The 26,998-nt window shown below is 69.5% G+C and carries 17 protein-coding genes; 9 read left to right on the plus strand and 8 right to left on the minus strand.

Annotated features, from left to right (window positions below; translation table 11 throughout):
• Positions 1 to 6 precede the first annotated feature (6 nt).
• From AB4851_RS14170 to AB4851_RS14185, 4 genes are all read right to left on the minus strand, one after another.
• Positions 7 to 11,184 carry an amino acid adenylation domain-containing protein gene (locus AB4851_RS14170; RefSeq protein WP_414447732.1) on the minus strand — a complete coding sequence of 3,726 codons (11,178 nt, stop codon included), beginning with the start codon at positions 11,182 to 11,184 and terminating at the stop codon, positions 7 to 9.
• 94 nt (positions 11,185 to 11,278) lie between these two features.
• Positions 11,279 to 12,271, minus strand: a complete 993-nt coding sequence (locus tag AB4851_RS14175; protein WP_414447733.1) for a TauD/TfdA family dioxygenase — start codon at positions 12,269 to 12,271, stop codon at positions 11,279 to 11,281.
• Positions 12,268 to 13,077: a thioesterase II family protein gene (locus AB4851_RS14180; protein ID WP_414447734.1), complete on the minus strand. Its 810-nt coding sequence runs from the start codon at positions 13,075 to 13,077 to the stop codon at positions 12,268 to 12,270. The genes AB4851_RS14175 and AB4851_RS14180 overlap by 4 nt, the downstream gene beginning before the upstream one ends.
• A gap of 3 nt (positions 13,078 to 13,080) precedes the next feature.
• On the minus strand, positions 13,081 to 13,305 hold the full coding sequence (locus AB4851_RS14185; protein ID WP_414441808.1) for an MbtH family protein: 225 nt from the start codon (positions 13,303 to 13,305) through the stop codon (positions 13,081 to 13,083).
• A 488-nt stretch (positions 13,306 to 13,793) separates the two neighbouring features.
• On the opposite strand from AB4851_RS14185, the gene AB4851_RS14190 reads away from it, so the two are divergent.
• From AB4851_RS14190 to AB4851_RS14225, 8 genes are all read left to right on the plus strand, one after another.
• Positions 13,794 to 14,645, plus strand: coding sequence for a 4'-phosphopantetheinyl transferase family protein (locus AB4851_RS14190; protein WP_414447735.1), 852 nt, complete (start codon positions 13,794 to 13,796; stop codon positions 14,643 to 14,645).
• A gap of 212 nt (positions 14,646 to 14,857) precedes the next feature.
• Positions 14,858 to 15,610 (plus strand): hypothetical protein, encoded by a 753-nt coding sequence (locus AB4851_RS14195; RefSeq protein WP_414447736.1) that lies wholly within the window; start codon positions 14,858 to 14,860, stop codon positions 15,608 to 15,610.
• 86 nt (positions 15,611 to 15,696) lie between these two features.
• Positions 15,697 to 16,149, plus strand: a complete 453-nt coding sequence (locus AB4851_RS14200) for a MarR family winged helix-turn-helix transcriptional regulator (RefSeq protein ID WP_414447737.1) — start codon at positions 15,697 to 15,699, stop codon at positions 16,147 to 16,149.
• Positions 16,150 to 16,186: 37 nt separating this feature from the next.
• Positions 16,187 to 16,759, plus strand: a complete 573-nt coding sequence (locus AB4851_RS14205; protein ID WP_414447738.1) for a cysteine hydrolase — start codon at positions 16,187 to 16,189, stop codon at positions 16,757 to 16,759.
• Positions 16,752 to 17,075 (plus strand): hypothetical protein, encoded by a 324-nt coding sequence (locus tag AB4851_RS14210; RefSeq protein ID WP_414449195.1) that lies wholly within the window; start codon positions 16,752 to 16,754, stop codon positions 17,073 to 17,075. The genes AB4851_RS14205 and AB4851_RS14210 overlap by 8 nt, the downstream gene beginning before the upstream one ends.
• A gap of 535 nt (positions 17,076 to 17,610) precedes the next feature.
• Positions 17,611 to 19,194, plus strand: coding sequence for a methyl-accepting chemotaxis protein (locus tag AB4851_RS14215; RefSeq protein WP_414447739.1), 1,584 nt, complete (start codon positions 17,611 to 17,613; stop codon positions 19,192 to 19,194).
• Between the two features lie 202 nt (positions 19,195 to 19,396).
• Positions 19,397 to 19,813, plus strand: coding sequence for a DUF4148 domain-containing protein (locus AB4851_RS14220; protein WP_414447740.1), 417 nt, complete (start codon positions 19,397 to 19,399; stop codon positions 19,811 to 19,813).
• A 354-nt stretch (positions 19,814 to 20,167) separates the two neighbouring features.
• Entirely contained in the window at positions 20,168 to 20,485 is a 318-nt protein-coding gene (locus AB4851_RS14225; RefSeq protein ID WP_414441801.1) for a DUF4148 domain-containing protein, read from the plus strand.
• 109 nt (positions 20,486 to 20,594) lie between these two features.
• On the opposite strand, the gene AB4851_RS14230 is transcribed toward AB4851_RS14225, so the two are convergent.
• Together AB4851_RS14230 and zwf are read right to left on the minus strand one after the other, a co-directional pair.
• A complete protein-coding gene (locus AB4851_RS14230) occupies positions 20,595 to 21,389 on the minus strand; it encodes an ROK family protein (RefSeq protein WP_414447741.1) in 795 nt (264 codons plus the stop codon).
• Positions 21,390 to 21,454: 65 nt separating this feature from the next.
• Positions 21,455 to 23,146, minus strand: coding sequence for a glucose-6-phosphate dehydrogenase (gene zwf, locus AB4851_RS14235; protein ID WP_414447742.1), 1,692 nt, complete (start codon positions 23,144 to 23,146; stop codon positions 21,455 to 21,457).
• Positions 23,147 to 23,514: 368 nt separating this feature from the next.
• Here zwf and AB4851_RS14240 point away from each other — a divergent pair, with 368 nt between their 5' ends.
• A complete protein-coding gene (locus AB4851_RS14240) occupies positions 23,515 to 24,909 on the plus strand; it encodes an MFS transporter (RefSeq protein ID WP_414447743.1) in 1,395 nt (464 codons plus the stop codon).
• Between the two features lie 13 nt (positions 24,910 to 24,922).
• Here AB4851_RS14240 and AB4851_RS14245 read toward each other — a convergent pair whose 3' ends face one another.
• Positions 24,923 to 25,465: a hypothetical protein gene (locus AB4851_RS14245; protein WP_414447744.1), complete on the minus strand. Its 543-nt coding sequence runs from the start codon at positions 25,463 to 25,465 to the stop codon at positions 24,923 to 24,925.
• Between the two features lie 170 nt (positions 25,466 to 25,635).
• Positions 25,636 to 26,994 carry a C4-dicarboxylate transporter DctA gene (gene dctA / locus AB4851_RS14250; protein WP_414447745.1) on the minus strand — a complete coding sequence of 453 codons (1,359 nt, stop codon included), beginning with the start codon at positions 26,992 to 26,994 and terminating at the stop codon, positions 25,636 to 25,638.
• Positions 26,995 to 26,998: the final 4 nt, after the last annotated feature.

Consider the following 26,998-nt stretch of genomic DNA (forward strand, 5'->3'; position numbering starts at 1 on the left):
GAAGGTTTACAGCGAGTCGAGCAGGCCCTGCATGGCGTCGAACGACGAGCCGTCCGCGCTGCCCGGTTCCCCGGCCGAACCCTGCCCGGAGTCGGCGTCGAGCCACGCGGCCAGATCGGCCACGCGCGGATGCGCGAACAGTTGCGCCAGCCCGATCTGACGGCCGAGCCGTTCGCCGAGCCGCGCCGCCACGCGCACCGCCGCCAGCGAATGGCCGCCGAGCACGAAGAAGTCGTCGTCGATACCCACCCGTTCGACGCCGAGCACGTCGGCCCACACCTCGCACACCAGCGCCTGCATCGGCGTGGCCGGCGCGACGTAGCGCTCGTCGTCGTGCGCGGCCACCTCGGGCAGCGCGTTGCGGTTCAGCTTGCCGTTCGACGTCAGCGGCAGCGCGGCCAGCGCCACGATCTGCGCGGGCACCTGCTGCATCGGCAGTTGCTCGGCGAGCCGCGCGCGCAGGCCGGCTGCATCGGCGGCATCGGCCATGCCCGTGACATAGGCCACCAGACGCCGCGCACTGCCCTCGCCGACGATCCGGCACGCCGCGCCGGTCACGCCGTCGAATGCGCGCAGCGCCGCCTCGGTCGCGCCGAGTTCGATGCGGAAGCCGCGCAGCTTGACCTGCTGATCGGCGCGGCCCAGGTAGTCGAGGCGGCCGTCGCGGCGCACCCGGCACAGGTCGCCGGTGCGATAGAGCCGCGCGCCGGGTGCGCCGTGCGGATCGGGGATGAAGCGCTCGGCGCTCATGCCCGGCCGGTTCAGGTAACCGCGCGCGAGGTTGGCCCCGCCGATGCACAGCTCGCCGACGCCGTTGTCCGGCACCGGCTGGCCGCTCGCGTCGAGCACCTGGAGCGTGGTGTGTTCGAGCGGCGCGCCGAGCGTGATCGCCGCGCCGGCCTCGAGCCGCGCCGCGCTCGACCAGATGGTCGTCTCGGTCGGGCCGTACAGGTTCCAGAGCGCCACGCCGCGCGCCTGCAACGCCTCGGCCAGATCGGGCGGCAGCGCCTCGCCGCCGCTCAGTGCCGTGAAGCGCCGGCCCGGCGAAGCGCCCTGCCAGCCGCCGTCGAGCAGCACGCGCCAGCCCATCGGCGTGGCCTGCATGACGGTCGCGCCGCTGGCATCGGCCAGCGCCGCGAGCCGCACCCCGTCCACCACCGTCTCGCGGGTCGCCAGCGCGATCGTCGAACCGGCCGCGAGCGGCAGGTACAGCTCCAGCGCCGCGATGTCGAACGACAGCGTGGTGACGGCCAGCCAGACATCGTCGGGCGTCAATGCGAGACGCGCCTGGAAGCTGTCGAGGAAGCGCGCCAGCGCGCCATGCGTCACGCCCACGCCCTTCGGCCGGCCGGTCGAGCCGGAGGTGTAGATCACGTAGGCCAGTTGATCGGGCACGACGGCGGGCAACGGCATCGCTTCATCGGCCGAAGCCGAAGCCGAAGCCGAAGCCGACGCGATATCCACGTAACGATGCGCGCCGCCGATCGCATCGAGCCGCTCGCGACCCGCCGCATCGGTCAGCGTGCAAGCCAGCGCGGCGTCGTCGATCATCCCGGCCAGATGCGCGTCGGGATAGGCGGGATCGAGCGGCACATAGGCCGCGCCCGCCTTCATCGCCGCCAGCACGGCCACCAGCATGTCGGGCGAACGCGCCGTGCACACGCCGACCAGCGCCTCGCGGCCGATGCCGTCGGCGAGCAGCCGTTGCGCGAGCCGCGTGGCGCGCGCATCGAGCGCCCGGTAATCGAGCGCGGCGCCGTCGCAGCGCACCGCGATCGCCTCGGGCGAGCGGCGCGCCTGCGCGGCGATCCGCTCGTGCGTGGCGACGAACGGCTGCGCCTCGAACGCGCCACGGCTCGCCACCGGCCGCGCGGCCAGCGCGAAGTCGCGCAGGCGCGGAGCGGCCGGAGCGTCCGCCGTGCCCGTGCCCGCACCCGCACCCGCGATCTGCACCAGCAGCGCGCGATAGTCGTCGAGCAGACGCGCCACCGTGTCGCGATCGAACAGATCGGTCGCATAGCCGAACGACAGCCCGATCCGCTCGCCCACCGACACGCCGAGCGTCAGATCGAACTGCGCCGCCGTGCGCGCCGCGCCGAACGGGCTCAGACGCAACGCGCCGGCCACGCGGCGTTCGGTGTCGCCCTGCCGCACGTCGTAGTTGAACATCGCCTGGAACAGCGGCGTGTGGCTCGCCACGCGCACCGGCTGCAAGGCGTCGACGATCCGCGCGAACGGCACGTCCTGGTTGGCCTGCGCATCGAGCACGCGGCGACGCACCTGCGCGAGCAGCGCGTCGAACGGCAGCGCGCCCGACAGGTCGGCGCGAATCACCGCCGTATTGACGAAGAAGCCGATCAGCGGCTCGATCTCGATGCGCTCGCGCCCGCCCAGCGGAATCCCGATGCGGATGTCGTCCTGCCCGCCGTAGCGGTGCAGCAGCGCATGGAACGACGCCAGCAGCGTCATGAACAGCGTCGCGTCGTGACGGCGCGCCCAGGTCTGCAGCGCATCGGCCAGCGGGCGATCGAGTTCGAGGCCGACCTGCGCGCCGTGACCGTCGCGTCGCGCCGGACGCGGCCAGTCGGCCGGCAGTTCGAGCACCGGCTGCTCGCGGCCGAGCGTGTCGCGCCAGTAATCGAGCTGCGCGTCGAGCGCGGCGGCGTCGAGCGATTCGTGCTGCCAGACGGCGTAATCGACGTACTGCACCGGCAACTCGGGCGCGTAGGCCGTGGCCTCGCCGCGCAGCGCCGCCTCGTAGGCGGCCGCCAGTTCGTCGATCAGCAGGTTCATCGACCAGCCGTCGGTGGCGATGTGGTGCAGCGTCAACTGGAACACATGCGCGTCGTTGCCCACCCGGGCGAGCCGCGCGCGCAGCAGCGGGCCGCGCGCCAGATCGAACGGCTCGGCGCCGCCCTCGCGCAGCCAGGCCGTGCAGGCCGACGCGTTCTCCCCATCGGCCGAGTCGAACGACGCTTGCGTCCAACCGGCGCGCAGGCTGTCGTCCACCACCAGCCACGGCGCGCCGTCGCGTTCCTCGAAGCGCGCGTGCAGCATGTCGTGGCGCGCCACCACGGCGTCGAGCGCGGCGCGCAGCAGCGTGGCGTCGAGCGCGCCGTCGATCCGCACCGCGAGCGACAGGTGATAGGCCGGGTTGTCCGGTGCCAAGCGCCACAGGAACCAGAGCCGGGCCTGGCCGTGGGTGGGCGGCGCCTCGCGGCGGCCGGTGCGGCGCACCGGCGGCAGCACGCGCGCGGCCGGCGTGCCCGGCGCGGCCCCGGCTTCGAGCCAGGCGGCCAGCGCGGCCAGTTCGGGATGATCGAACAGCGCGCGCAGCGGCACGTCGCGGCCGAGCGCGCGTTGCAAGCGCGAGGCCACTTGCAGCGCCAGCAGCGAATGGCCGCCGAGCGCGAAGAAATCGTCGCGCGCGCCCACTCGGTCGATGCCGAGCACGGCCTGCCAGATCTCGGCGACGGTCGCCTCCAGCGGCGTGGCCGGCGCGACGTAGCCGGCGCTTTCGGCATCGAGCGCGGGCAGCGCGCGGCGGTCGAGCTTGCCGTTCGGCAGCGTCGGCAGCGCGTCGAGCACGCCGATCGCGGCGGGCACGAGATAGGCCGGCAGCGTCGCGGCCAGCGCCTCGCGCAATCCGGCCGGATCGGGCGGCACACCGTTCGCGCCGGGCGCGGCCACCACATAGGCGACCAGGCGGCGCGCATCATGCTCGCCCTGCACCGTCGCCAGCGCCTCGGCCACGCCGGGCTGCGCCGTGAGCGCCGCCTCGATCTCGCCGAGTTCGATGCGGAAGCCGCGCAGCTTGACCTGCGCGTCGAGCCGGCCGACATAGGCCACGCCGCCATCGGGCAGCCAGCGGCACAGGTCGCCGGTGCGATAGAGCCGCGCGCCGGGCGCGCCGGACGGATCGGGCACGAAGCGCTCGGCCGTCTGGTCCGGTCGGCCCAGATAACCGCGCGCGAGCGTCGCCCCGCCGATGCACAGCTCGCCGGTGCCGAGCGGCGGCACCGGCTGGCCGTCGCGATCGAGAATGCGGTACGTGCGCGACGCCGACGGCCCGCCGATCGGCGCGGCGGCGCAGGCCGCCTGTGCGGCGTCCACCGCCTGCACCGACGAGGTCACGGCGATCTCGGTCGGCCCGTAGGTATTGAGCAGCGGCACGCCGGCCAGCGGCCCCGCGAACCACTGCGCGACGGCGCTGCCGGGCAGCGCCTCGCCGCCGATCATCATGCGGCGCAGCGCGAGCTTGGCTTGCGGGCGCGCCTGGCGCGCCCACTGACGCCAATAGCCGGTCGGCAGATAGGCGAAGCTGATCGCCCGTTCGGCCAGCACGCGGTCGAATTCGTCGGCCGTCCACAACGCCGGGCCGCGCATCTCGATCGAGGCGCCCAGCGACAGCGGCGCGAAGATCTGCTCGACCGACGCATCGAAGTTGACGGTGGAGAACTGCAGCACATGGTCGTCGGCACGCAGGCCGTGATCGGCGATGAAATCGTCGAGGTGGCGGCTCAGTGCGCCGTGTGTCAAGGCCACGCCCTTCGGCCGACCGGTCGAGCCGGACGTGTAGATCACGTAGGCGAGCTGATCGGGATGCGGCGCGGCAAAGCGCGGCGCGAGAGGGGCGGAACGATCGGCTGCATCGGTCGTGTCGGCTGCTTCGGCTGCTTCGGCTGCTTCGGCTGCTTCGGCTGCTTCGGCTGCTTCGGTCGTATCGGTCGTATCGGTCGTATCGCTCACCACGGTGCCAATCGCGTCGGCCACGTCGAGCGTCACGCAACCCGCCGCACCGATCCAGTCGCCATGCGCGGCGGCGCTGGGCGCATCGGTCAGCACGATCGCGATGCCCGCGTCCGCGCACATGTCGCGCAAGCGCTCACGCGGATAGCCCGGGTCGAGGGGCACATACGCACCACCGGCCTTCAGCACGCCGAGCAGCGCGGCGATCAGTTGCGGCGCGCGCTCGATGCACACGCCCACACGCGCTTCGGCGCGCACACCGAGCGCGGCAAGCCGCGCCGCGATGCGGGCGGCAGCATGGGCCAGTTCGCCATAACTGAGCACGGCCTCGCCGCAGCGCACGGCCGGCGCCTCGGGGGCGGCCTGCGCGGCGGCCTCGAAGCGCGCCACGGCCGGGCGGTACGGATGCGCGGCGTCGGGCGCGGATGCCGCGCCCGTCACGCCGGCGGGGCCGTCGATGCGCAGCTCGGCCAGCGTCGACGCTTCAGGCCGCGCCAGTTGCGCGAGCACCGCCACGTAGGCAGCCGACAGCGCGTCGACGGTCGCGCCGTCGAGCCGTGCGCCGTCCCAGCTCCATTCGAGGCCGATCTGCTCGCCCGGCAGCACGCCGAGCGTCAACGGATAGTGGGTGCGCTCGAACGACACCGAGGCGTCCACCACCAGCCCGGCCGACCCGTCCTTCAGCGACGGATCGATCGGATAGTTCTCGAACACCAGCAGCGAATCGAACAGCTCGCCGAAGCCCGCACCGGCCCATTGGCGAACCGAGGTCAGCGGCGTGTGCTCGACCTGACGCAATTCGACGTTCAGATGCTGGAGCGCGAGCAGCCAGCCATCGAGCGGCGCATCGGCGGGCACGTCCACCCACAGCGGCAGGCTGTTGATGAACACGCCCTGGATCGCACCCGCGCCGGCCAGGTCGGACGGACGGCCCGACACGGTCACGCCGAATGCGGCCTGACGGCGCCCGCCATGACGCGCCAGCACCAGCGCCCACGCGGCCTGGATCAGCGTGTTCAGCGTGACGCCACGGCAACGCGCCGATTCCGCCAGCGCGGCGGACGCCTGCGCGTCGAGCGTGGCGACGCGCTGGCCCCAGCCCGACGCATCGCGCACGGCGGCCGGCCGGGCCGGCACGCTGTCGAGCAGCAACGCCGGTCGATCGACGCGCGCCAGTTGCGTGCGCCACCAATCGGCCGGCTCGGGCTGGCGCGCCAGCCAGTCGGCATAGGCCGCGAACGGCACCACCGGCTCCAGTTCGGGCGCGACGCCCCGGCAGGCGGCCGCGTAGCTGCGCGTCAGTTCGCCGAGCAATTGCGACTGGCTCCAGCCGTCCGACAGCGCGTGATGGTTGAACCAGGCCAGATCGTGCTTGCCGTCGGGCCGCAGGAACAGCGAAACGTGCATCAGCGGCGCGGCATCGAGATCGATGCGCTTGGGCGCTTCCTCGTCAAACCAGCGCGCGAACGCCGCTTCGTAATCGCCATGCTCGCGCCAGTCGTGCACCTCGAACGGCAGCGGCACGTCGGCCAGCACCGCTTGCAGCATCGCCCCGCCGTGCCCGCGCACGAAGCGCGTGCGCAGCACCGGATGACGCGCGATCACGGTCTGCCAGGCGCTGCGCATCGCCGCGACATCCACCTCGCCCGACAGCGTCAGCCGCTTGCGGTTCAAGTACGCGCCCTGCTCCAGCAGGCTGTGGAACAGCAGGCCCTGTTGCAGCGGCGTGGCCGGATACAGATCGTCGAGCGCGATATCGGCCACGCCGAGCGCGTCGAAACCGGCTTCGTCCAGCCCGGCGCGCGGGAAATCGGCGGCGGTCGCGCGCGGCGCGGCGTGCTCGCAATGCGCCACCAGCCGTGCGACCTCGCGGCCGAACGCGGCCACCAGCGCATGCTGGCGCTCGGGTGACACCACGGCCGGATCGAAGCGCCACGTGAACGACAGACGCCCCGCCACGATCAGCCCGTTCAGTTCGACCGGATAGCCGAGCGCCTCGCCGAGCGGCTGGGTGCTGCCGGCCTTCTCGGTGGCGAAGCCGAACGGGCCGTCCTCGGCGAGGCTGCCGTCGAACTGGCCCAGATAGTTGAAGCTGATGCGCGGCGCGGGCAGCGCGGCCAGCGCGCCCTGCACGGCCGGCTCGCCATAGCTGCGCAGCCAGCCCCACGACGCGCCGCCATCGGGCAGCGCGCGCAGACGCGATTTGGTGCCGATCAGCAGCGCGGCGTCGTCGGCCGGCGCGGGCAGCCAGGCCGGGAAGCGCGTCGTGAACCAGCCCACGGTGCGGCTCGGATCGAGATCGTCGCGCGCCGTGCCGGGCAGCCGGTCGTACAGGTCGCGGCCATGCCCTTCGAGCGCGAGCAGCGCACCGCCGCCGCCGAACAGGCCCGCCACCGCGCGAGACAGCGCGGCCAGCAGCAGCTCGTCGATGCCGAGGCGGTACGCGCGCGGCGCGGCGCGGCGCAGCGCGTCGGTGTCGTCGCGGCCGAGCTTCCAGTCGATCGCGTCGCTGGTCGCCACGGTGCCGCGCGGTGCATCGAGCGGCGCGACCGCCTCGGCCAGCGCGGCCTGCCAGGCCGGCCACGCCGCCGTGAGCCGCGCGGGCGTGGCCGCCTCGCGCTGGGCCTGCGCCCAGACGCTCCACGGCAGCGCCGCATCGAGTGCAATCGTGCGGCCCTCGACGGCCGCCGCATAGGCGGCCGCGAGATCGGCCAGCAGGATTCGCCACGACACGCCATCGACAGCCAGATGGTGAATCACCAGCAGCAAGCGGCCGTCGGGCGTGCCGTCGTCCAGATCGGGGCTGCGGAACGCGATGGCGTTGACGAGGCGGCCCACGGCCGGATCGAGCGCGCGCTGCGCGTCCTCGGCGCGCGGTTCCAGCGCGGCCGGCCAGCGTTCGCCGGCCTCGCGCAGATCGACCGACGCCACCGTCACGGCGGGCGCGTCGGCCAGCACGCGTTGCGTCCAGCCTTCGGCGCCGCGCTCGAACACGAGCCGCAACGCATCGTGCCGCGCGATCGTCGCTCCGAGCGCCCGCTCGAACGCGGGCAGATCGAGCGCGCCGCGCACGCGCAGCAGCACCGACTGGTTCCAATGCGGCTCGCCATCCGGATAGCGCGTGTAGAACCACGACTGGATCGGCGTCAACGGCAGCGGTTCGTGCAGTTCGGCCGTATCGGCGGCCGCATCGAGCCGTCGCATCGCGGCCGCGAGCCGCGCCACGGTCGGCTGCTCGAACACCTGGCGCGGGCTCAACAACCAGCCCTGCGCCCGCGCCCGAGCAATCAATTGCAGGCTCAGGATCGAATCGCCGCCCGAGGCGAAGAAATCATCCTCGATGCCGAGATCGTCGCGGTTCAGCACCGCGCGCCAGCAATCGAGCAGCATGCGTTCGGCCTCGTTGCGCGGTTCGGCCAGCGCGCCGCGCGCGCCGTCGGCCGCGCCCACCTCGACGGCCGGCAATGCGGCGCGGTCCACCTTGCCGTTCTGCATCAGCGGCAGCTTCGCGAGCACGGCGATGGCGGCCGGCACCATGTGCGCGGGCAATTGCTGGGCGAGCGCGCGTTGCAGTTCAGCGCCGTCGAGCGCCGCGCCTTCGGCCCCGACCACATAGCCGATCAGGCGCGCCACGCCGCGTTCGGTCGCCAGCACCACCACCGCTTCGGCCACGCGCGGCAAGCGTCGCAACGCCGCCTCGATCTCGCCCGGCTCGATGCGGAAGCCGCGCAGCTTGATCTGCTGATCGAGGCGGCCGAGGAAGTCGATCGCGCCGTCGGCGCGGCGGCGGCACAGGTCGCCGGTGCGATAGAGCCGCGCGCCCGGGCCGCCGAGCGGGTCGGGCACGAAGCGCTCGGCCGTCTGCCCCGGCCGGTCCAGATAGCCGCGCGCCAGCGTGTGGCCACCGATGCACAACTCGCCGAGCGCGCCGACCGGCGCCTCGTTGCCGTCGCGGTCCAGCACGCGCGCGGTGCGCGACGCATACGGCACGCCGATCGAGACGATCGATTGCGCCGCGTCGTCGGGGGTGGTCGCGCGAACCATGCAGGCCACCGTGGTTTCGGTCGGCCCGTACAGGTTCGCCAGGCCGATCCGCCCGAGCGGGCCGCGCTGCCATTGCGCGAGCGCATCGCCGGGCAGGCCCTCGCCGCCCACCGTGATCTGGCGCAGCGCGGCCAGCGATTCGGGCGGCGGCGGCGTGCGCAGCCACTGCTGCCAGTAGGCGGTCGGCAGGCGCGAGAACGTCACGCGCGCATCGATCAGGTGGCGGCTGGTGGTGTCGATATCCCACGCCTCGGGGCCGCGCATCTCGATCCTGCCGCCCTGCAAGAGCGCCGGCAGCATCTCGTGCAGCGCCACGTCGAAATTGATCGTCGACGATTGCAATTGCGTGTCGTCGGGGCCGATGCGGTGCGCGGCGATGAAATCGTCGAGGTGGGCCGCGAACGCGCCGTGCGAGATCGCCACGCCCTTCGGGCGGCCCGTCGAGCCGGACGTGTAGATCACGTAGGCCAGTTGATCGGGATGCGGATCGTTGCCGGAAGCGTCTTCCCTATCCGCCTCGTTCGACGCGCCATCCGCCAGCGCGCCCACATCGATCGCCACGCGCGCATCGAACAGCGCGCCGCAACGGGCCTGCGCATCGGCGTCGGTCAGCACCACGCGCACGCCGGCATCGTCCATCATCATCGCGAGCCGTTCGGCCGGATAGGCCGGATCGAGCGGCACGAACGCGCCCGGCGAGCGCAGCGTGCCGAGCAGCGCGGCGACCATGCCGACCGAGCGCGTCATGCAGATGCCCACGCGCTCGTCGTGGCCAATGCCGGCGGCCGTCAATGCCCGCGCGATGCGCGCGGCGTGGCGGTCGAGTTCCGCGTAGGTGGCGCGCCGGCCTTCGCAATGCACGGCGAGCGAGGCCGCGTGAGCCGCGGCGCTGGCCGCGAAACGCGCGGGCACCGGGCGGTATGGCTTGACGGGTGCCGGCGTGGCATCGGGCGCGGGCGCGCCGAGCGCGGCCAGCGGCGCCTGCGGCGCAGCCAGCGCGCCGCCGAGCAGCGCCACGTAGTGATCAAGCATGGCCTCCATGGTGGCGCGCTCGAACACGTCCTCGGCATAGGTCAGCGCCACTTCGAAGCCGCCCGCGCGCTCGCGCGCGTCGAGCACCAGGTCGAAGCGGGCTGTCTGCGTGTCGATCTCGTGATTCGACACCTCCAGGCCCGGCAGGCGGATCGTGCCGCCATCCTCGCCCAGATAGTTGAACATCGCCTGGAACAGCGGCGTGTGGCCGAAGCTGCGCTGCGGCTGCAACGCGTCCACCAGCCGCGTGAACGGCAGGTCCGCATGCGCATGGGCTTCGAGCACGCGCTCGCGCACCTGGTCGAGCAGCGCGGCGAAGCTCGGCGCGCGGTCGAGTTCCGCGCGAATCACCAGCGTATTGACGAAGAAACCGATGGTGTTCGCCACTTCCGGCCGGTCGCGGCCGGCCACCGGCACGCCCACGCGGATGTCGCGCTGGCCGCTGTAGCGCGCCAGCAGCAGGTCGTAGGCCGCCAGCAGCGTCATGAACGGCGTGGCGTCGGCCGCGTTCGAGACGCGCATCAGCGCCTCGCGCACCGCTTCCGGCAGCACCCGCACGATCCGCGCGCCCGCGCCGCTGCGCAGGCCGGCGCGGATGCGCGATTTCGGCAGTTCCAGCACCGGATGATCGTGGCCGAGCCGCTCGCGCCAATAGTCGAGCTGGCGCGCGAGCGCGCCGTCGTCGAGCCATTCGCGCTGCCATTGCGCGTAGTCGCCGTATTGCACCGGGGTGGCGGCGGGCGCACCCGTCGCGCCGTCGAGGCAGGCCCGGTAGGCGGCCGCGACCTCGCCGACGAACACGCCGATCGACAGCCCGTCCGACACGATGTGATGCAGCGCCACGTGCAGCATGTGATCGTCGGGGCCGAGCGCGATCAGCGCCACGCGCAGCAGCGGGCCGCGCTCCAGATCGAACGGCGCGGCCGAGCGGGCGGCCAGCAGCGCGTCGAGTGCGTCGGAGGCAGCGTCGAGCGTCTCCCAACCGTATTCGCCGGGGCCGGCGCTCTGGAACGGCACGCCGTCCACTTCCTGGAAGCGCTGACGCAGGCTTTCGTGCGCCGCCACCACGCGATCGAGCGCGGCGCGCAGCGCGCCCGCATCGAGCCGGCCGCGCAGGCGCACCGCGCCGGTCACGTTATAGGCCGCGCTGTCGGGATCGAGACGCCACAGAAACCACAGGCGCTCCTGCGCGTACGACAGCGGGAAACGCCGCTCGTCGCCGGGAAACGGCACGATCGGCAGGCGGGCGGCGTCGATGCCGCGCTCGCGCAAGCGGCCGCGAAACACGGCGCGCTTGTCCGGCGGGAGGGCCACATAGGCCGTCGAAATCGACAGCAGATCGTTCGACACTTCGCTCACGGATTGACTCTTCAGGTTCGTTTTCGGAACGGCCGACGGCCGCGCGGCAAGCCTGCCGGCGGCCCTAGCCGGTACGCGAGGCGCTACGGCGGCGCTATCGCGTCATGGCGACCAGCACGCGGCGCTTGCCCGCGAACGGCGCACGGCCATGCGACATCAGCAGGTTGTCGAGCAGCAGCACATCGCCCGCCTGCCACGGGAACGACAGCATCGTGTCGCGATAGACGCCGCGCACCTCGTCGAGGATCGCGTCGTCGATCGGCGTGCCGTCGCCGAAATAGGTGTTGCGCGGCAGGCGGTCCGGCTCGACGACTTCGAGCATCGCCTCGCGCACGCCTTCCGGCAGGTTGGTCACATGGAACAGGTGGGCCTGGTTGAACCAGACCGTCTCGCCGGTCGCCGGATGCACGAGCTCCGACTGGCAGATCTGCCGCGTGCGCAACTCCTCGCCGTCGTCGAGCCATTCGTAGGCGATCCGGTTGGCGTCGCAATAGCGTTCGACCTCGGCCCGCTCCTCGGTGCCGAACACCTGCTGCCACGGCAGATCGAGACCATTGCCGTAATTGCGCACGTACATCACGCCGTGCTCGGCGAAGCGCGCACGCAGCGCCGGATCGAGCCGCGCATGCACCAGCCGGCTGTCCGCCACTGGCGTGGCGCCGCCTTCCTCGGCCGCGATCTCGCAATAGAAGCCGATCGAGCCGGGCCACTTGAGCGTGTACGACTGCTCGTTGTGCTGGTCGATCCACTGGCTGGCCGGGTATTCGGTCGACGAGAACACGCCCTTGTCGACGCGGCTGCGCGGCGTCGAGCCGAATTCGTATTCGCGGATCGGCTCGCCGAAGCGGCCCGTGAAGGCCTCGAAGCCGGCCGCGCCGAGCGGCGCGAAACCGCGCACCAGCACGCCGCCGTAGCGAGGCTTTTCGAGCGCGACCCGCGCGGCGACCGCGTCGGCCACCGCACCGTCGAGCGCGGGCGGTGCGGCATGCGCCGCGGCCCCGCCGGCCGGCTCGATCGCCAGCACGCGCGTGCCGTTCTGTTCGAGTTCGCGGGTATCGAGCGCCAGCGCGGGGCGCGTCGTCGTCATTGCGTCCATCCTGCCTCCGTCGGCAAGACGGCAGCCGGGGCCGGCGTCGCCAGGGCACGGGCGAGCGACTCGGCCACGCGCGCGAGCACCGGTTCCGGCTGCGTCTCGAGATAGAAATGACCGCCGGCGAACGCATGGAACGTGCATTCGCCGAGGGTCGTGTCGCGCCATGGCGCGAGCTTGTCGGGATCGGCCGTGGCCGCGTCGTCGCGGCCGGAAAACACCGTCACCGGGCAATCGAGCGGCTCGCGCCGCGGTTCGGCCGGGAACACGGTCGGGTAGATGCCGCACAGATGGAAATCCGCGCGGAAGGTGGGCATCAGCATGTCGATGAAATCGCGGTCGCGCAGCAGGATCTCCGGCGTGCCGCCGAGCGAGCGCAGCTTGTCGACCAGTTGCTCATGCGTGCAATCGAGCCAGTGCGTTTCGACCTTGCGGCACGGCGGCGCGGCCGACGCCGACGCGCCGAACCAGACCGGCTCGCCCGCATCGCGCGCCCGCAACCGGTGGATCAGTTCATGGGCCACCAGCGAGCCCATGCTGTGGCCGAACAACGCGAAGGCGCGCTCGCGGTCGCGGCGCGCCAGCAGCTCGGCGCACATCGCATCGAGCAGCGCCGGCCATTCGGCCAGCGGCGCGAGCGCGCGGCGCGTGCCGTGGCCCGGCAGATCGAGCGCGACCACCTCGACACCATGCGGCAGCGCCTGCTGCCAGCGCCGATACAGCGAGGCGGCCCCGCCCGCATGGGCGAAACAGAACAACTGCACGGGCGGCAGCGCCGCCGGTGCGACAGCGTTCACCGGCATCGATCAGTCCGCCGCGCGGCCTGCGTCGGCTTCCATCGCGCGGCGCAGGCTCAGCGGGCGCATGTCGGTCCAGACCGTGTTGATCCAGTCCAGGCATTCGGCCTTCTTGCCGGACTTGCCGGCCTGGCGCCAGCCCGCCGGGATGTCCTTGAATTCCGGCCAGATCGAGTACTGTTCTTCGTGGTTGACGACCACTTGATAGGTCGTGTCTTCATCGCCCCAGCTCATCGCTTGCTCCGTTCGACCGGCTTGCCGGCCAGTGAAAAATTGAATAAACGAAACTCATTTACACCTCTCGGCGTCACGCGGCCCTTGCGTGCTGCGGATCGAGCGCGGCATCGGACCTGAGTCCGTCACCCTGCTTCTCGCTCCGCAAATGAGAATCATTGGCATTTGGTTGCGTACTCTGACGGGCGGGCTTCGCCTTGTCAAGTGACTTTGCGAGACGCCGGGCGAGTTTTCGCCACCCGCGTCGATCCTGTTTCGATCTTGTTTCGATCCCGCGTCGGCAGCCCGATTTGGCAGGTCGGTTTCGCTTACATTCTGCAAATGAGAACCATTTGCATTAATCTCGAAATTATCGGAACATAGCGCCACTTCGAATCACAACCAGAGAGAGCTGGAACGATCATGCATGCCGAGAACCTGCCGCATGCCGCCGTGCGATCGTCGATCCCGAGGGCCGACTACGCCGCTTGCCGGCGGGAGCGACACGCATGAGCGCCAACGCACGCGAACCCCGCGGCCTGGCCGCCACGGGCGATGCCGCGCCCGCCTCCGCCGACCTGATTCACGCCGAGCGCAGCATCGAACTCGCCCCCGGCCTGAGCTTCAGCACGCACCCGCTGGCCGAGCAGCCGCCGTTCTGCGATACCCCGCTTCGCGACGATGCGTTGCGCCTCTGGCTGCTGCGCCCCGAGTGGCAACTGCTGTCGCGCGAGGACGCGTTCGCGCGCCTCTCGCCGCATGAACGCAAGCGCGCCAAGTGCTTTCCGCAGCCGGGCATCGGCAAGCGCTTCGCGGTGGGCCGTGCGGTATTGCGCGGCATTCTCGGCGGCATGCTCGCCGTGCCGCCGAAGTCGCTGGAAATCGTCGATCACGAAAGCGGCCGGGTGACGTTGAACCTGTCGGATGCGAGCCGGCCGATCGATATCGCCGTGGCCTACGCGGGCATCTGGATTCTGATCGGGATCGGCGCGCAGCCGCTCGGGCTGGCCACCGCGTTCTCGACCGGCGACGTGGTGGACGACGACGATCGGCATCGCGTGCGCCTCGCCAGCGTGGCCGCCGCGGCCGGCACGCCGTCCGCCGCCGGGTATCTGTGCCAGTCGACCGACACGCACGCGCATCGCGTGCACACCCACGACGCCGGCACCTGGCGCGTGATCGATCTGCCGATGCCGGGGCGTCAGTGCATCGCCGCCGTCGCCGCGCGCGAGATTCGCGACGTGCAGGCGAGCGGCTGGAACAGTTCGGTCAAGCTGCCCGCGCCGTCTCGTGGCAACTCGCGCGGCCGCCGTAGCGACGCGCCAGCCGGTGTCGCGGCGGGGCTGACGCACACCGGTTGACCGTTGTTCGGTCCGCACTTCGGCTTTCTTTCGGCCACTTCGCGCCGCACGTTCACAAGCTTGCCGTTCGTCATGACGCGCCGCGCGCGGCGCGGCGTTGCCACCCTTGTGCGGCGTCGATATATTACGCACGGCGCCTGTCATCCAGGCCATGCCATGCAAGCGGGCCATCCGCCCTGCCGGCTCCAATCCGACAATCCGACGGTGGATCGATGACCTCACGCAAGAATCGCCTTCTGGTTTATCTGCTCGCCGCCGTGCTCGGCGTGGCCGCGGTGCGTGTGGTCCAGCACCTTCGCGGCGCGCCGGACGGCAGCACGCCGCCCGTCTCGACAAGCAGCCAACAGGAAGACGAAGACGACGACAACCCGTTCGCGGAAAACGTACCGGCGCACGCGGCCTACGAGCGCTTCATGGAAAAGCTCGACGACAACGCGAAATTCCAGGCGCTGCTGGCCGGCGACAAGCAGGCCGACGGCTACGAAAAGGGCTTCGGTCTCGCGCAGGACGGCCTGCCGCGCCTGCCCGACGCGCAGCTCGAACAGCGGCTCGCGCTGATGGCGAAGCTGGTGGCGGGCATGCCCGATCACGACTGCCAGACCTTGTCGCGGCCGGTCGTCAAGCCGGACGACAAGGAACGCATGTTCAACGATGCGATCGCGCGCCTGAACGAAGCCGACGCGAACGCCTGGTTCGACATCTCGCAGGCCTCGGTGCAGGCCGTGCTCGACAACACGCCCGCGATCGCCCCCAACGCCGCGGCCGTGACCACCGCGCTCGAACGGATCATGCAGCCGCTGCCGGCCGCCGAGCGCAAGACCTTCCTCGACGCCACGCGCGCCCCGGCCACCGCCACGCCGGCCGACACCTGCCTGGCGATGCGCACGCTGTACCGCAATGCGGTGACGCTCGACGAGCCCTACAAGGCCGCAATGGCGCGCGGGTTGGTGGTGCGGGCGAAGTAAGGTACGCGCGGCGGACGTCGCGCTTTTTTGCGTGAAAATAGTAAGTTAACTTGGCAGTTTTCTTTTCATCTGGCACAGTGCCGCTCATGAAAGATCACGCCCCCCTCCCGCCGCCGGATCAAGCCGACGCGCTCGCCACCTCGCTTCGCACCGTCATTTCCAAGCTGAAGCGCGCCATGCGCGCGCAAGCCGGTCGCGGCGATCTGAGCACCACGCAGGCGCTCGTGCTTCTGCGCCTGGAGCGCGAGGGCTCGGGATCGGTGTCGGAACTAGCGCGGGCCGAAGGCATTCGCACGCAATCGATGGGCACCGCGATTGCGCCGCTCGAAACGATGGGGTTCATCGCCGGCACGCCAGATCCGGCCGATGGGCGCCGAACCATTCTGCGGCTGACGGAGGCCGGTCGTTCGTGGATCGAGCGCGCGCGCAGCGCCCGGCAGGACTGGCTGTCGAAAACCCTCCGTGCACGCTTGTCCCCGGCCGAACAGGCGCAACTGACGAGCGCCGTGGCGTTGCTCGAGCGTCTGGTGGACGAGTAAGCACCCGTCAATACCGCCGATACCGTAAAGGAAGGCCATGCCCATTTCGACGCTGGACCCCAACACCGCCCTGATCGTGGTCGATCTGCAGCGCGGCATCGTCGGCTCGGCGTTCATCGAGTCGATCGCCCCGATCATCGAACGATCGCGCGCCTTGCTCGATGCGTTCCGCCGGCATGGCTTGCCGGTCGTGCTGGTCAATGTCGATGGCACCGCGCCGGGGCGCACCGAGCAACCTCGCCGCACCGAAGCGCTGCCGCCCGGCTGGGCCGAACTGATTCCCGAACTCGATCGACAAGCCGGCGACGTGCTGGTGACCAAACGCACCTGGGGCGCGTTCAGCGGCACGGACCTCGATCGCCAACTGAAAACGCGCGGCGTGACGCAGGTCGTGATCGTGGGTGTGGCGACCGGCACGGGTGTGGAATCGACCGCGCGCCAGGCGTATGAGCTTGGCTATCACGTGACGCTCGCGGTCGACGCGATGACCGACGGCAAGCCGCAAGCGCACGACACCAGCCTGAATCACGTATTTCCCCGCCTGGGCGAAACCGGCACGACGCAGCACGTGCTTGACCTTCTCGACGCAAGAGGTATCCGACATGCATGAGTTTCACTTCGTAGCGTGGTTCTTCGGTGGTGTTTTTCTCGCCAACGCCGTGCCGCATTTCGTCAGCGGCGTTCGCGGCGAGCCGTTTCAAAGCCCGTTCGCCAAGCCTCGGGGGCGTGGGTTGTCGTCGTCCACGGTGAACGTGGTGTGGGGGTTGTTCAATCTGGTGGCGGGCTATGCGCTGGTTTGCCATGTGGGGCAATTCGAGCTTCGGAATACGGCCGACGCGGCCACGCTCGGTTTGGGCATGCTGGCGATCGGGCTGTTTGCGGCCCGGCACTTCGGGCAGTTTCATGGCGGGCGGGATACTCGATAAGCTTGGGCAGGCCGCGCCGCCTTATTCGAATAAAGGCGCGCGGCATCTCGCCGTGACTTGATGGAAAGTTTTAGAAATTCATTAAAAAAATATCAATAAAAATAACGCCGGCAATTCTCGATTTCGCTTTCGCAAAAGGCCAACTTCGGCGCGCACCCATATCGCGCGACTCGGCACGAATCGCAACCTCAAGGCCGCCGACAACCCCAAACCGGCGCCGCCTTCGTCATACCATTGCCACAAAAAATCAGCCGAACTTACCGATTTTTCGCCTGCGCCTCACTGCAAACCACCCCATTCTTACCTTCAAATTTTCATCATTCCTCAGCGGAAATCGTCATATCCCGCGAGTTCACAATCTTTAACGATACGCAAACCTTTGCGTCGCGATTTCGCCCAATAGGCACCTGTGCTCGTGCCGAACGCTGCCGATAACCCTGCCATGGACAAGGCGATCCGTTGGCGAACTGTCAGTTCGCCGAACCATCGCATTCGTCATCGGCTTTTCATCGCGGCACAAGGAGCGGAGCACCATATGACTTTCAAGAATTTATCGGCGAAATCCTCGCTCCTGATTACATTCGGAACCCTGACCGTTATCGTGCTGGTCGTATCGGGCGTTTCGCTGAAAGCGCTCGGCGATTCGAACGATCGCTTCTACAGCTTCGTGAAAGGCATCAACGCGCGCGCCGACAAGGCCCGCGAAGTGCGCAACGCCGTGGACGACCGTGCGATGGCCGTGCGTAACCTGGTGCTGGTCAGCGCACCGGCCGACATCGAGATCGAGAAAACGGCCGTGTCCGAAGCCGAGACGCGCGTAGAAGCAGCGCTTGCGCAATTCAACGAGATGGTGGCCAATGCCACCGACATGACCGAGCAGTCGCGCAACAACGCGGCGGAAATCTCGCGCATCGAGGAGCAATACCGGCCCGTCGCGCTCGACATCGACCGCCTCGCGCTGGCCGGCCAGCGCGACGCTGCCATCGACGAGATCGCCACCAAGTGCCGCCCGCTGCTCAACGCGCTGATCAAGTCGACCAACGCCTACCAACGCGCCGCGCATGCGCGTGAGGCTCAGCTCATTCAGGATGCCGAAGATAATTTCGCGAGACAGCGCAACCTGCTGATCGCGATCTGCCTGGCCTCGATCGTGCTGGCCACGCTCGCCGGCCTGATGATCACGCGCCGCCTGATGCGCTCGCTCGGCGCGGAGCCGACCGACCTGGCCGAAGTCACGCATCGCGTGGCGGCCGGCGACCTGAGCCCGGTGCCGGGCGGCGACACCGCGCCGGCCGGCAGCGTGCTGGCCTCGATGAGCGAGATGCAGCGCAGCCTCGTCACGCTGCTGAGCGGCGTGCGCAGCGCCGCCGACAACATCGCCACCGGCTCCGGCCAGATCGCGGCAGGCAATACCGATCTGTCGTCGCGCACCGAGCAGCAGGCGGCCTCGCTGCAGGAAACGGCGTCGAGCATGGAGCAACTGACGGCCACGGTGAAGCAGAACGCCGACAGCGCACGCCAGGCCAACATGCTGTCGGCCAACGCATCGGACGTGGCGACCAAGGGCAGCGCCGTGGTGGGCCGCGTGGTCGTGACGATGGGCGAGATCAGCACCAACTCCACGAAGATCGCCGACATCACCGGCATGATCGAGGGCATCGCGTTCCAGACCAACATCCTCGCGCTGAACGCGGCCGTGGAAGCCGCGCGCGCCGGCGATCAGGGCCGCGGCTTCGCGGTGGTCGCCAACGAAGTGCGCAGCCTCGCGCAACGCTCGTCGAGCGCGGCCAAGGAGATCAAGGATCTGATCAGCACCTCGGTCCAGCAGATCGGCGACGCCGCCAGGCTCGCCAACGAGGCCGGCGCCACCATGTCGGACGTGACGCAGGCGGTGGGCCACGTCACCGATATCGTCGGCGAGATCGCCGCCGCGTCCGAGGAACAGAGCCGCGGCATCGAGCAGGTCAACCAGGCGATCACGCAGATGGATCAGGTCACGCAGCAGAACGCCGCGCTGGTCGAGGAAGCGGCCGCGGCCTCGACGGCGCTGGAGGATCAGGGCCGCCAGCTCAATGCGAGCATCGCGCAGTTCCGGATGGAATCGGCCCTGGCGTACTGAGCAAACCGGGGAGACAGCCCAACGCGCAAAACGTCGTATCGATCATCGACACAAGTCAATGTGCGGCAAAATGTGGCATTAAGCGCAATTCGGGCGACGGCCTGTTACATTGGGTCGGTCCGCGGCATCCTCGCGCCCGGACACGGCGTCCGCCACACGTTGCGTGCGCCACCCACTTCGTTGATTTAAGAAGGAAGTCGATATGCGTACCACCCGCAAGCTGTCTCTTGCCGCGTTGACGTTGTCCCTGTCGCTGGGCCTGTCCAGCCTCGCGTTCGCCCAAACGCCCGCCGCCGATCCAGCAGCCGCCGCGCCGGCTGCCGCCATCACGTTGACGCCTATCCAGTCGATCAAGGCGGCCCACGCACAGCGCAAGGCCGAGCGCCAAGCCGCCGTCGCGCAGCGCAAGGCCGATCTGAAAGCAGCCCACGACAAGAAGGTCGCCGATCTGAAGGCAACCAACGACAAGAAAATCACCGATTTGAAGGCAGCTCACGACAAGAAAATCGCGGAGCTGAAGAAACTGGAAGCGACCGGCTACCAGCCGGCGGCGAAAGATCCGAACTATCCGCAAGATCTGCAGAACGCCGAGAAGAAAGCCGCCACCTCGGGGCAGTAAGCCGCACCGGCCGGCGCGCCGCGAGCGCGCCCGTGCCCATGCCTCTCGCAGCAGCCGGCCGCATGCCGTTCGATGCGGCCGGTTTTTATTGGCCGCTGGCGCTCAATGCGAGCATCGCGCCATTCCGGATGGAATCGGCCCTGACGTACCGAGCAGACCGAAAAGTCCACGCAACGCGCGAAACGTCATATCGATAGCTGACCGAAGCAAATGTGAGGCAAAACGCGGCGTTAAGTGCAACCCTCGCGACACCCTGCTACATTGCGTCAGTCCGCCCGCATTCCCGCGAGCAGGCACGGCGCCCGCCACACGTTGCGGGCGCCGCTCACTTCGTTGATTCAGGAGAAAGTCGATATGCGTACTTCCCGCAAGCTGTCTCTTGCCGCGCTGACGTTGTCCCTGTCGCTGGGCCTGTCCGGTCTCGCACTCGCCCAAACGCCCCCGGCCGACCCCGGTGCCGCCGCGCCGGATGCCGCCAGCGCGCCGACCAAGGCCCAGAAGCGCAAGGCCGCCCGTGCGCAGCACAAGGCCGAGCGCAAGGCGGCCCGCGCCAAGAACTCCGCCGAACTGAAGAAACTGGAAGCGAACGGCTACAAGCCGGCGGCGAACGATCCGAACTATCCGCAGGATCTGCAGAACGCCGAGAAGAAAGCCGCCACCTCGGGGCAGTAAGCCACGGCAGGCCGGTGCGCCGTGAGCGCGCCCGTGCCCATGCCTCTCGCAGCAGCCGGCCGCATGCAGTTCGATGCGGCCGGTTTCCTTTTTGGGCGCCGGTAGCGCCTCAATCCACCTCGGGCCGCTGGCGCGCCTCGCGCATCGAGAGCGGATGCCAGAGCCGCGCCCCGCCCTCGATGCCGTTCTCGTTCGACACGGTCGCCACGTTCGGCGGCAGCTTGAACGTGAGACGCTCGGCATTGCCGCCGCCGATCCACAGCCGGTCGTAGTGCACCAGCGATTCGAGAATGCCGAGCACCTTCTCGACGCGCGTGTTCCAGCGCTTGGTGCCCGCCGAGCGGCGCGCGGCGTCGCCAATATATTCGTCGTACGTATATTTCTTGCTGACCGGGTGATGCGCGAGCTCGAGATGCGGCATCAGCTCGCCGTCGCGGAACAGCGCGGTGCCGGCCCCGGTGCCGAGCGTCAGCACGAATTCGAGGCCATGCCCCTCGATCGCGGCGAAGCCCTGCATTTCCGCGTCGTTGATCATGCGTACCTCCGGGATGCCGAGGCGCTGGCCGAGCATCTCGGCCAGCGGCACGTCGTTCCAGCCCTTCGGGCCGATGTTCGGCGCGGTCAGCACATGGTTGTCGCGCACGAAGCCGGGAAAGCCGATCGACATGCGCGAGGCCGGATGTTGCGCGAGCAACGGCTTGACCAGTTCGTGCAGCGTCTCGACCATCCGCTTTGGCGGGCACGGATGCGGCGTGCTCACGCGCACGCGCTCGGTGCGCATCGTGCCGTCAGCATCGACGATCGCGGCCTTCAGGCCGCTGCCACCGATGTCGATCGCCAGGATCGCCTCGCCATGCTCGTGCGTGGCGTGGGGCTTGGTGCTCGGCTTCTTGCTGGGTTTCATGGTGTTTGTCTCGTGTTGTCGGTAGAAGCGGCGGGCTGCGCCGCCGGCCGGATCGTTCGCGTTCCTCAGGATTTTCCGCCGCGCGCGGGTGCGTGAGGTGCGTGAGGTGCGCCGGGGGCATCGGGTGCCTTGGCCTGCCCCGCGCTCCCGGCTGCGGCCGGCTCCGCCTCGACGAGCGGGCGCCAGGCCCGGCCGTCGCGCGCCAGCAGCGCATCGGCCTCGGCCGGCCCTTCGCTGCCGGCCGGGTAATCGTGCACCGGGATCGTCTCGCCGCCTTCGGGATGCAGCACGCCCTCCACCGCCGCCCAGGTGTCCTCGATGGCGTCGGCGCGCTGGAACAGCGTCTCGTCGCCGAGCAGGCAGTCGTACAGCAGCGTTTCGTAGCCCACGTTGGCGCGCTGCGGAAAGAACGCATCGTAGTCGAACGACGAGCGCACCGGCCCCACCTGCATGGCCGGCCCCGGCGTCTTGACGTTGAAATCGAAGCTCGTGCCGTGCGACGGGTCGATGCGCAGCGTCAGCACGTTCGGTGTGAGCGCATCGATCGGCGTGTCGCGGAACAGCCGGAACGGCACCGGCTTGAGCTGCACCGAGATTTCGGTGCGCCGCTCGGCCAGCCGCTTGCCGGTGCGCAGGTAGAACGGCACGCCGGCCCAGCGCCAGTTGTCGATCTGCACGCGCGCGGCCGCGTAGGTTTCGGTGCGGCTGTCCTTCGCGACATCCGGCTCGTCGCGATAGGCCACGCCGCCGGGGCCGGCCGCGTACTGGCCGAACACCACGTCGGCGGGCGCGAGCGGCTTCAGCGCCTCGAAGATATCGGCCTTCTTGTCGCGCACGGCCTCGGCCTCGAACGAGTTCGGCGGCTCCATCGCCACCATGCCGAGCAACTGGAACAGGTGGTTCGGCACCATGTCGCGAAACGCGCCGGTCTGCTCGTAGAAGTTGCCGCGCCGCTCCACGCCGATCACCTCCGACGCCGTGATCTGCACGCTGTCGATGTACTCGCGCCGCCAGATCGGCTCGAACAGCGCGTTGGCGAAGCGCACGGCCATGATGCTCTGCACGGTTTCCTTGCCGAGAAAATGGTCGATCCGGTAGATCTGCGATTCCTTCGCCACGTCCAGCAAGTGCTGGTTCAGGTCGCGCGCCGAGGCCAGATCGCTGCCGAACGGCTTTTCGATGACGATCCGGCGGAACGGCCCGTTCGCGCCGCCGCGCTCCTCGAGCAAGCCCGCCTTGCCGAGCTGCTCGACGATCGGCTTGAAGAAGCGCCCGCTCACGGCGAGGTAGAACACCACGTTGCCCTGCTTGTCGCCGAGCTGCTTGGCGAGCCGCTGGTAGGCGGCCGCGTCCTCGAAATCGCCGGCCATGTACTGCAGGCGCTGCGCGACCCAGTTCCAGGCGGTGTCGTCGAGCTTGCCGGCGTGGAAGGTGCTGGCCTTGTCGGCCGCGAGCTTGACGAGCGCGTCGTGCAGGTCGTCGCGCCAGGCGGCGGTTTCGCGCTCGCCGTGATTGACACCGAGGATCTGGGTGCCGTCGTCGAGCAGGCCGTCCACCGCGAGGTTGTAGAGCGCGGGCATCAGCAGGCGGCTGGTCAGGTCGCCGCCGGCGCCGAAGATCACCAGCGTGCACGGCGGCGCGCGATGCTTGCCGGCCGGCGATGCGGCCTCGCGATGCGCGGGGGCCGGCACCTTCGACGCGGCGGGTTGGTCGGCATGGTCGGCTTGGGCGGGGGAAGCGGAACGGGAATCGTCCATCGGCGGGTTCTCCTTCGAGCGGGATGAATGAAGGCCGGGTAGCAAATGCAATGCCCGGAAGGATGGCGGCGGCGGGCGATTTTCGACGGCCGCCGCGTGATGCGTGGCTGGCGACGCAGCAGACAAGCGGGCGCTGTCGCACGCTTGGCGTCCGTGCCACGCGTGTCTGCGCGCACGTCTCGCCTGTGTCTCGCCTGTGTCTGCATGTGTTTCCGACGCATCGCCAACCGATCAACCATTACAGCCGATTTCCCGCGCGCGCGTATCGGCCGCCGCCATCGTCCCTGCTCCTCGCCTGCTCGCGCAGCCCCCCGCAATCGCGCACCGTCTCGTATACTCGGCGCTCCTGCCGACTTCCCCCGCGCTCCATGTCCCTCGACCGCCGCACCGCCACCGCGCTCCTCGTTGCCGCCGTGTTCTTCATGGAAAACCTCGACGCCACCGTGATCGCCACCGCGCTGCCCACCATGGCTCGCGAGTTCGGCACCGCCGCCACGCATCTGTCGATCGGCGTGTCGGCCTACCTGGTGGCGCTGACGGTGTTCATCCCGATCAGCGGCTGGATGGCGGACCGCTACGGCGCGCGGCGCGTGTTCGCGTCGGCGATCGTCGTGTTCACGCTGTCCTCGCTGCTGTGCGCGGCCAGCACCAACCTGCTCGCGTTCACCGCCGCGCGCACGCTGCAGGGCCTCGGCGGCGCGATGATGGTGCCGGTGGGCCGGCTGGTGGTGTTGCGCGACACGCCGAAGGACCAGATCGTGCGCGCCATCGCGATCCTGACCTGGCCCGCGCTGGTCGCGCCGGTGCTCGGGCCGCCGGTGGGCGGCTGGATCGCGATGCACTGGAGCTGGCCGTGGATCTTCCTGCTGAACCTGCCGATCGGCGCGGTGGCGCTGGCCGCCGCGCTCGTGCTGGTGCGCAACGGCGACGAGAAGCGCGCGCCGTTCGACCTGCCCGGCTTCATCCTGACGGGCCTCGGCTTCCTGCTGTTCATGGCCGGGCTGGAAGCGGCCAGCCGCGCCGATCTCCCGCGCGTGCTCGCGCTCGCGATGCTGGCGGCCGGCGTGGCGCTGCTGATCGTGTCGGCGCGCTATCTGGCGCGCGCCAGACATCCGCTGTTCGCGCTCGCGCCGCTGTCGATCGCCACGTTCCGCGTCACCGCGCTCGGCGGCTCGCTGTTTCGGACTGCGATCGGCACCGCGCCGTTCCTGCTGCCGCTGATGTTCCAGTTGGCGTTCGGCTACAGCGCCGTGGAAGCCGGCACGCTGCTGCTGTGGCTGTTCGCCGGCAATCTCGCGATGAAGCCGGCCACCACGCGCATCATGCACACGTTCGGCTTTCGCCCGGTGCTGATCGGCAATGGCGCGCTGATCGTGCTCGGGTTCGCGGCCTGCGCGACGCTGACCGCCAGCACCCCGCACTGGCTCGTCTGCCTGCTGCTGTTCGTCACCGGCATGACGCGCTCGATGCAATTCACGGCGATGAACACGATCGGCTTCGCCGACGTGCCGCAGCCGCAGATGCGCGACGCCACCACGCTGTTCTCGGTGCTTCAGCAAATGAACGCGGGGATGGGGATCGCGGTGGGCGCGCTGGCGCTGTCGGTGGCGGGCGTGCTGCACGGCACGCCGCAGGGCACGCCGGGCGTGGCCGATTTCCATCTGGCGTTCGTGCTGATCGCCGCGATGGCCGCGGTGGCGATCGTCGACAGTGTGATGCTGCCGCGTGATGCGGGAGAGCAGGTGTTGGCGCGGGGGCGGTGATGGGGGGCAATATTCAATTCGTTGCGGCCAGGCCGAACGGATCGACAGCCCACGTTTCACCTGCGCGCAGATGAGGCCGTGACTGCACGAGCCACGCTTCCAGCGGCGTCAGGCTGATGCCCTGTGAGACGGCACCGCAGAACGACTCGGAGACAAACGGCGCACCATCCTCAGGGCGGCGCACCACCTGAACAATGTGGGTGATGCCGCGAAGACGAGGATGGTTGTTCGCCCACGAAGGCGCGCCCATTTTCAGCCCGATGGTGGCGCAGCGCGGAAGACTGTGCGCCGTAATTTTGTCTCCTTCAAGAACAAAGCCCGTCCGGGTCTCGATTTCCTGAATGATTCGATCCGACCACACTTGCAGGGCTTCGAGGTCATCGGAACCAAACACCACGCGGCCCGCGGCTTCGTTCTCTGCCTGCATTGCTTTTGTAAGGAGCAATCGGGTCCATCCCGAGCAGTCGATGACGGGCGGGTCGGCCGACAGGCCTTCCGATTTCGCGCCACGCTGGTAACCGACCCGACCCGTATAGGTTTGCACGAGTTCCCACATGGTTCTCTCTGCTGCCTCGAATTGCATGGCGCCCCCCTGAGTTATTGCAGTCCACGCCTATTATGCGGGGTTGGCAACGCGTGACACGCTCCGGACCGGCATGGGTTGACCTCGCCCAGGTGCTTGATCAACGTGTTGCATCTCGCTGTGACGAAGCCTCGCCCGCCCCCTCAGCGCTGCTGCCCCGCCATCTCGCCGCGATCGACCGCCGCCCCCGCCTCGCCCGCCTCGCCTTCGTTGTCCTGAACAACCGGCCGCCACTCGCCGCTCAACACCGCCCGCATCCGCTCGCGATCGAGCGCGCCCTCCCAGGCGCACACCACGATCGTCGCCACGCCGTTGCCGACCAGGTTGGTCAGTGAACGGCATTCGGCCATGAAGCGATCGATGCCGAGCACCAGCACCATCGCGGCCACCGGCACGGTGGGCACCACCGACAAACTCGCCGCCAGCGTCACGAAACCCGCGCCCACCACCGCCGCCGAGCCCTTCGAGGTCAGCATCGTGACCGCCAGCAGCGTCAGTTGCTGGGTCAGCGTGAGCGGCGTGTTGGTGGCCTGCGCGAGGAACAGCACGGTGAGCGTCATGTAGATGCTGGTGCCGTCCAGGTTGAACGAATAGCCGGTGGGCACCACCAGCCCCACCACGCCGCGCTGGCAGCCGAGCTGTTCGAGCTTGAGCATCAGTTGCGGCAGCGCGCTTTCGGAGGTGGAGGTGCCAAGCACGATCAGCAATTCCTCGCGGATGAACACCAGGAAGCGCACGATGCTGAAGCCGGCCAGCCGCGCCACCGTGCCGAGCACGACGAACACGAACAGCAGCGCGGTCAGGTAGAAGCAGCCGACCAGCTTCATCATCGGCAGCAGCGAGCCCACCCCGAACTTGCCGACCGTAAACGCGATCGCGCCGAACGCCCCGATCGGCGCGACGCGCGCGATGAAGCCGACGATGCGGAACATCATGGCCGCCACGCCGTCGACGAAATCGACCACCGGCTGCACCCGCTCGCCGAGCACCGACAGCGCCGAGCCGCACAGCAGCGCGAGCAGCAGTACCGGCAGGATGTCCTCGTGCGTGAACGCACCCACGAACGTTTCGGGCACCACGTGCATCAGGAAGCCGGTCAGCCCCTCGCCGTGCGCGGCGCGCGACACGTAGTCGGACACGGCCGACGCGTCGAGCGAGGCGATCGACACGTTGAAGCCCGCGCCCGGCTGCAGCAGGTGCCCCATCAGCAGCCCGAAGCCGAGCGCCACCGTGGAGATCGCCTCGAAATACAGCAGCGCCTTGCCGCCGGCGCGGCCCACGGCCTTCAGGTCGCGCATGCTGGCGATACCGGCCACCACCGCGCAGAACACCACCGGCGCGATCACCATGCGGATCAGGCGCACGAACAGATCGCCGAGCGGCTTCAGCGCCACCGCCGTGGACGGCGCGAAATGGCCGAACGCGACGCCGAGCGCGATCGCCACCAGCACTTGAAAGTAGAGATGCCGCCAGAGCGGAACGGATTGGATGCGAGTCGCCATGTCT

The organism is Burkholderia sp. 22PA0099, from assembly GCF_047497165.1.
Classification (GTDB): domain Bacteria; phylum Pseudomonadota; class Gammaproteobacteria; order Burkholderiales; family Burkholderiaceae; genus Burkholderia.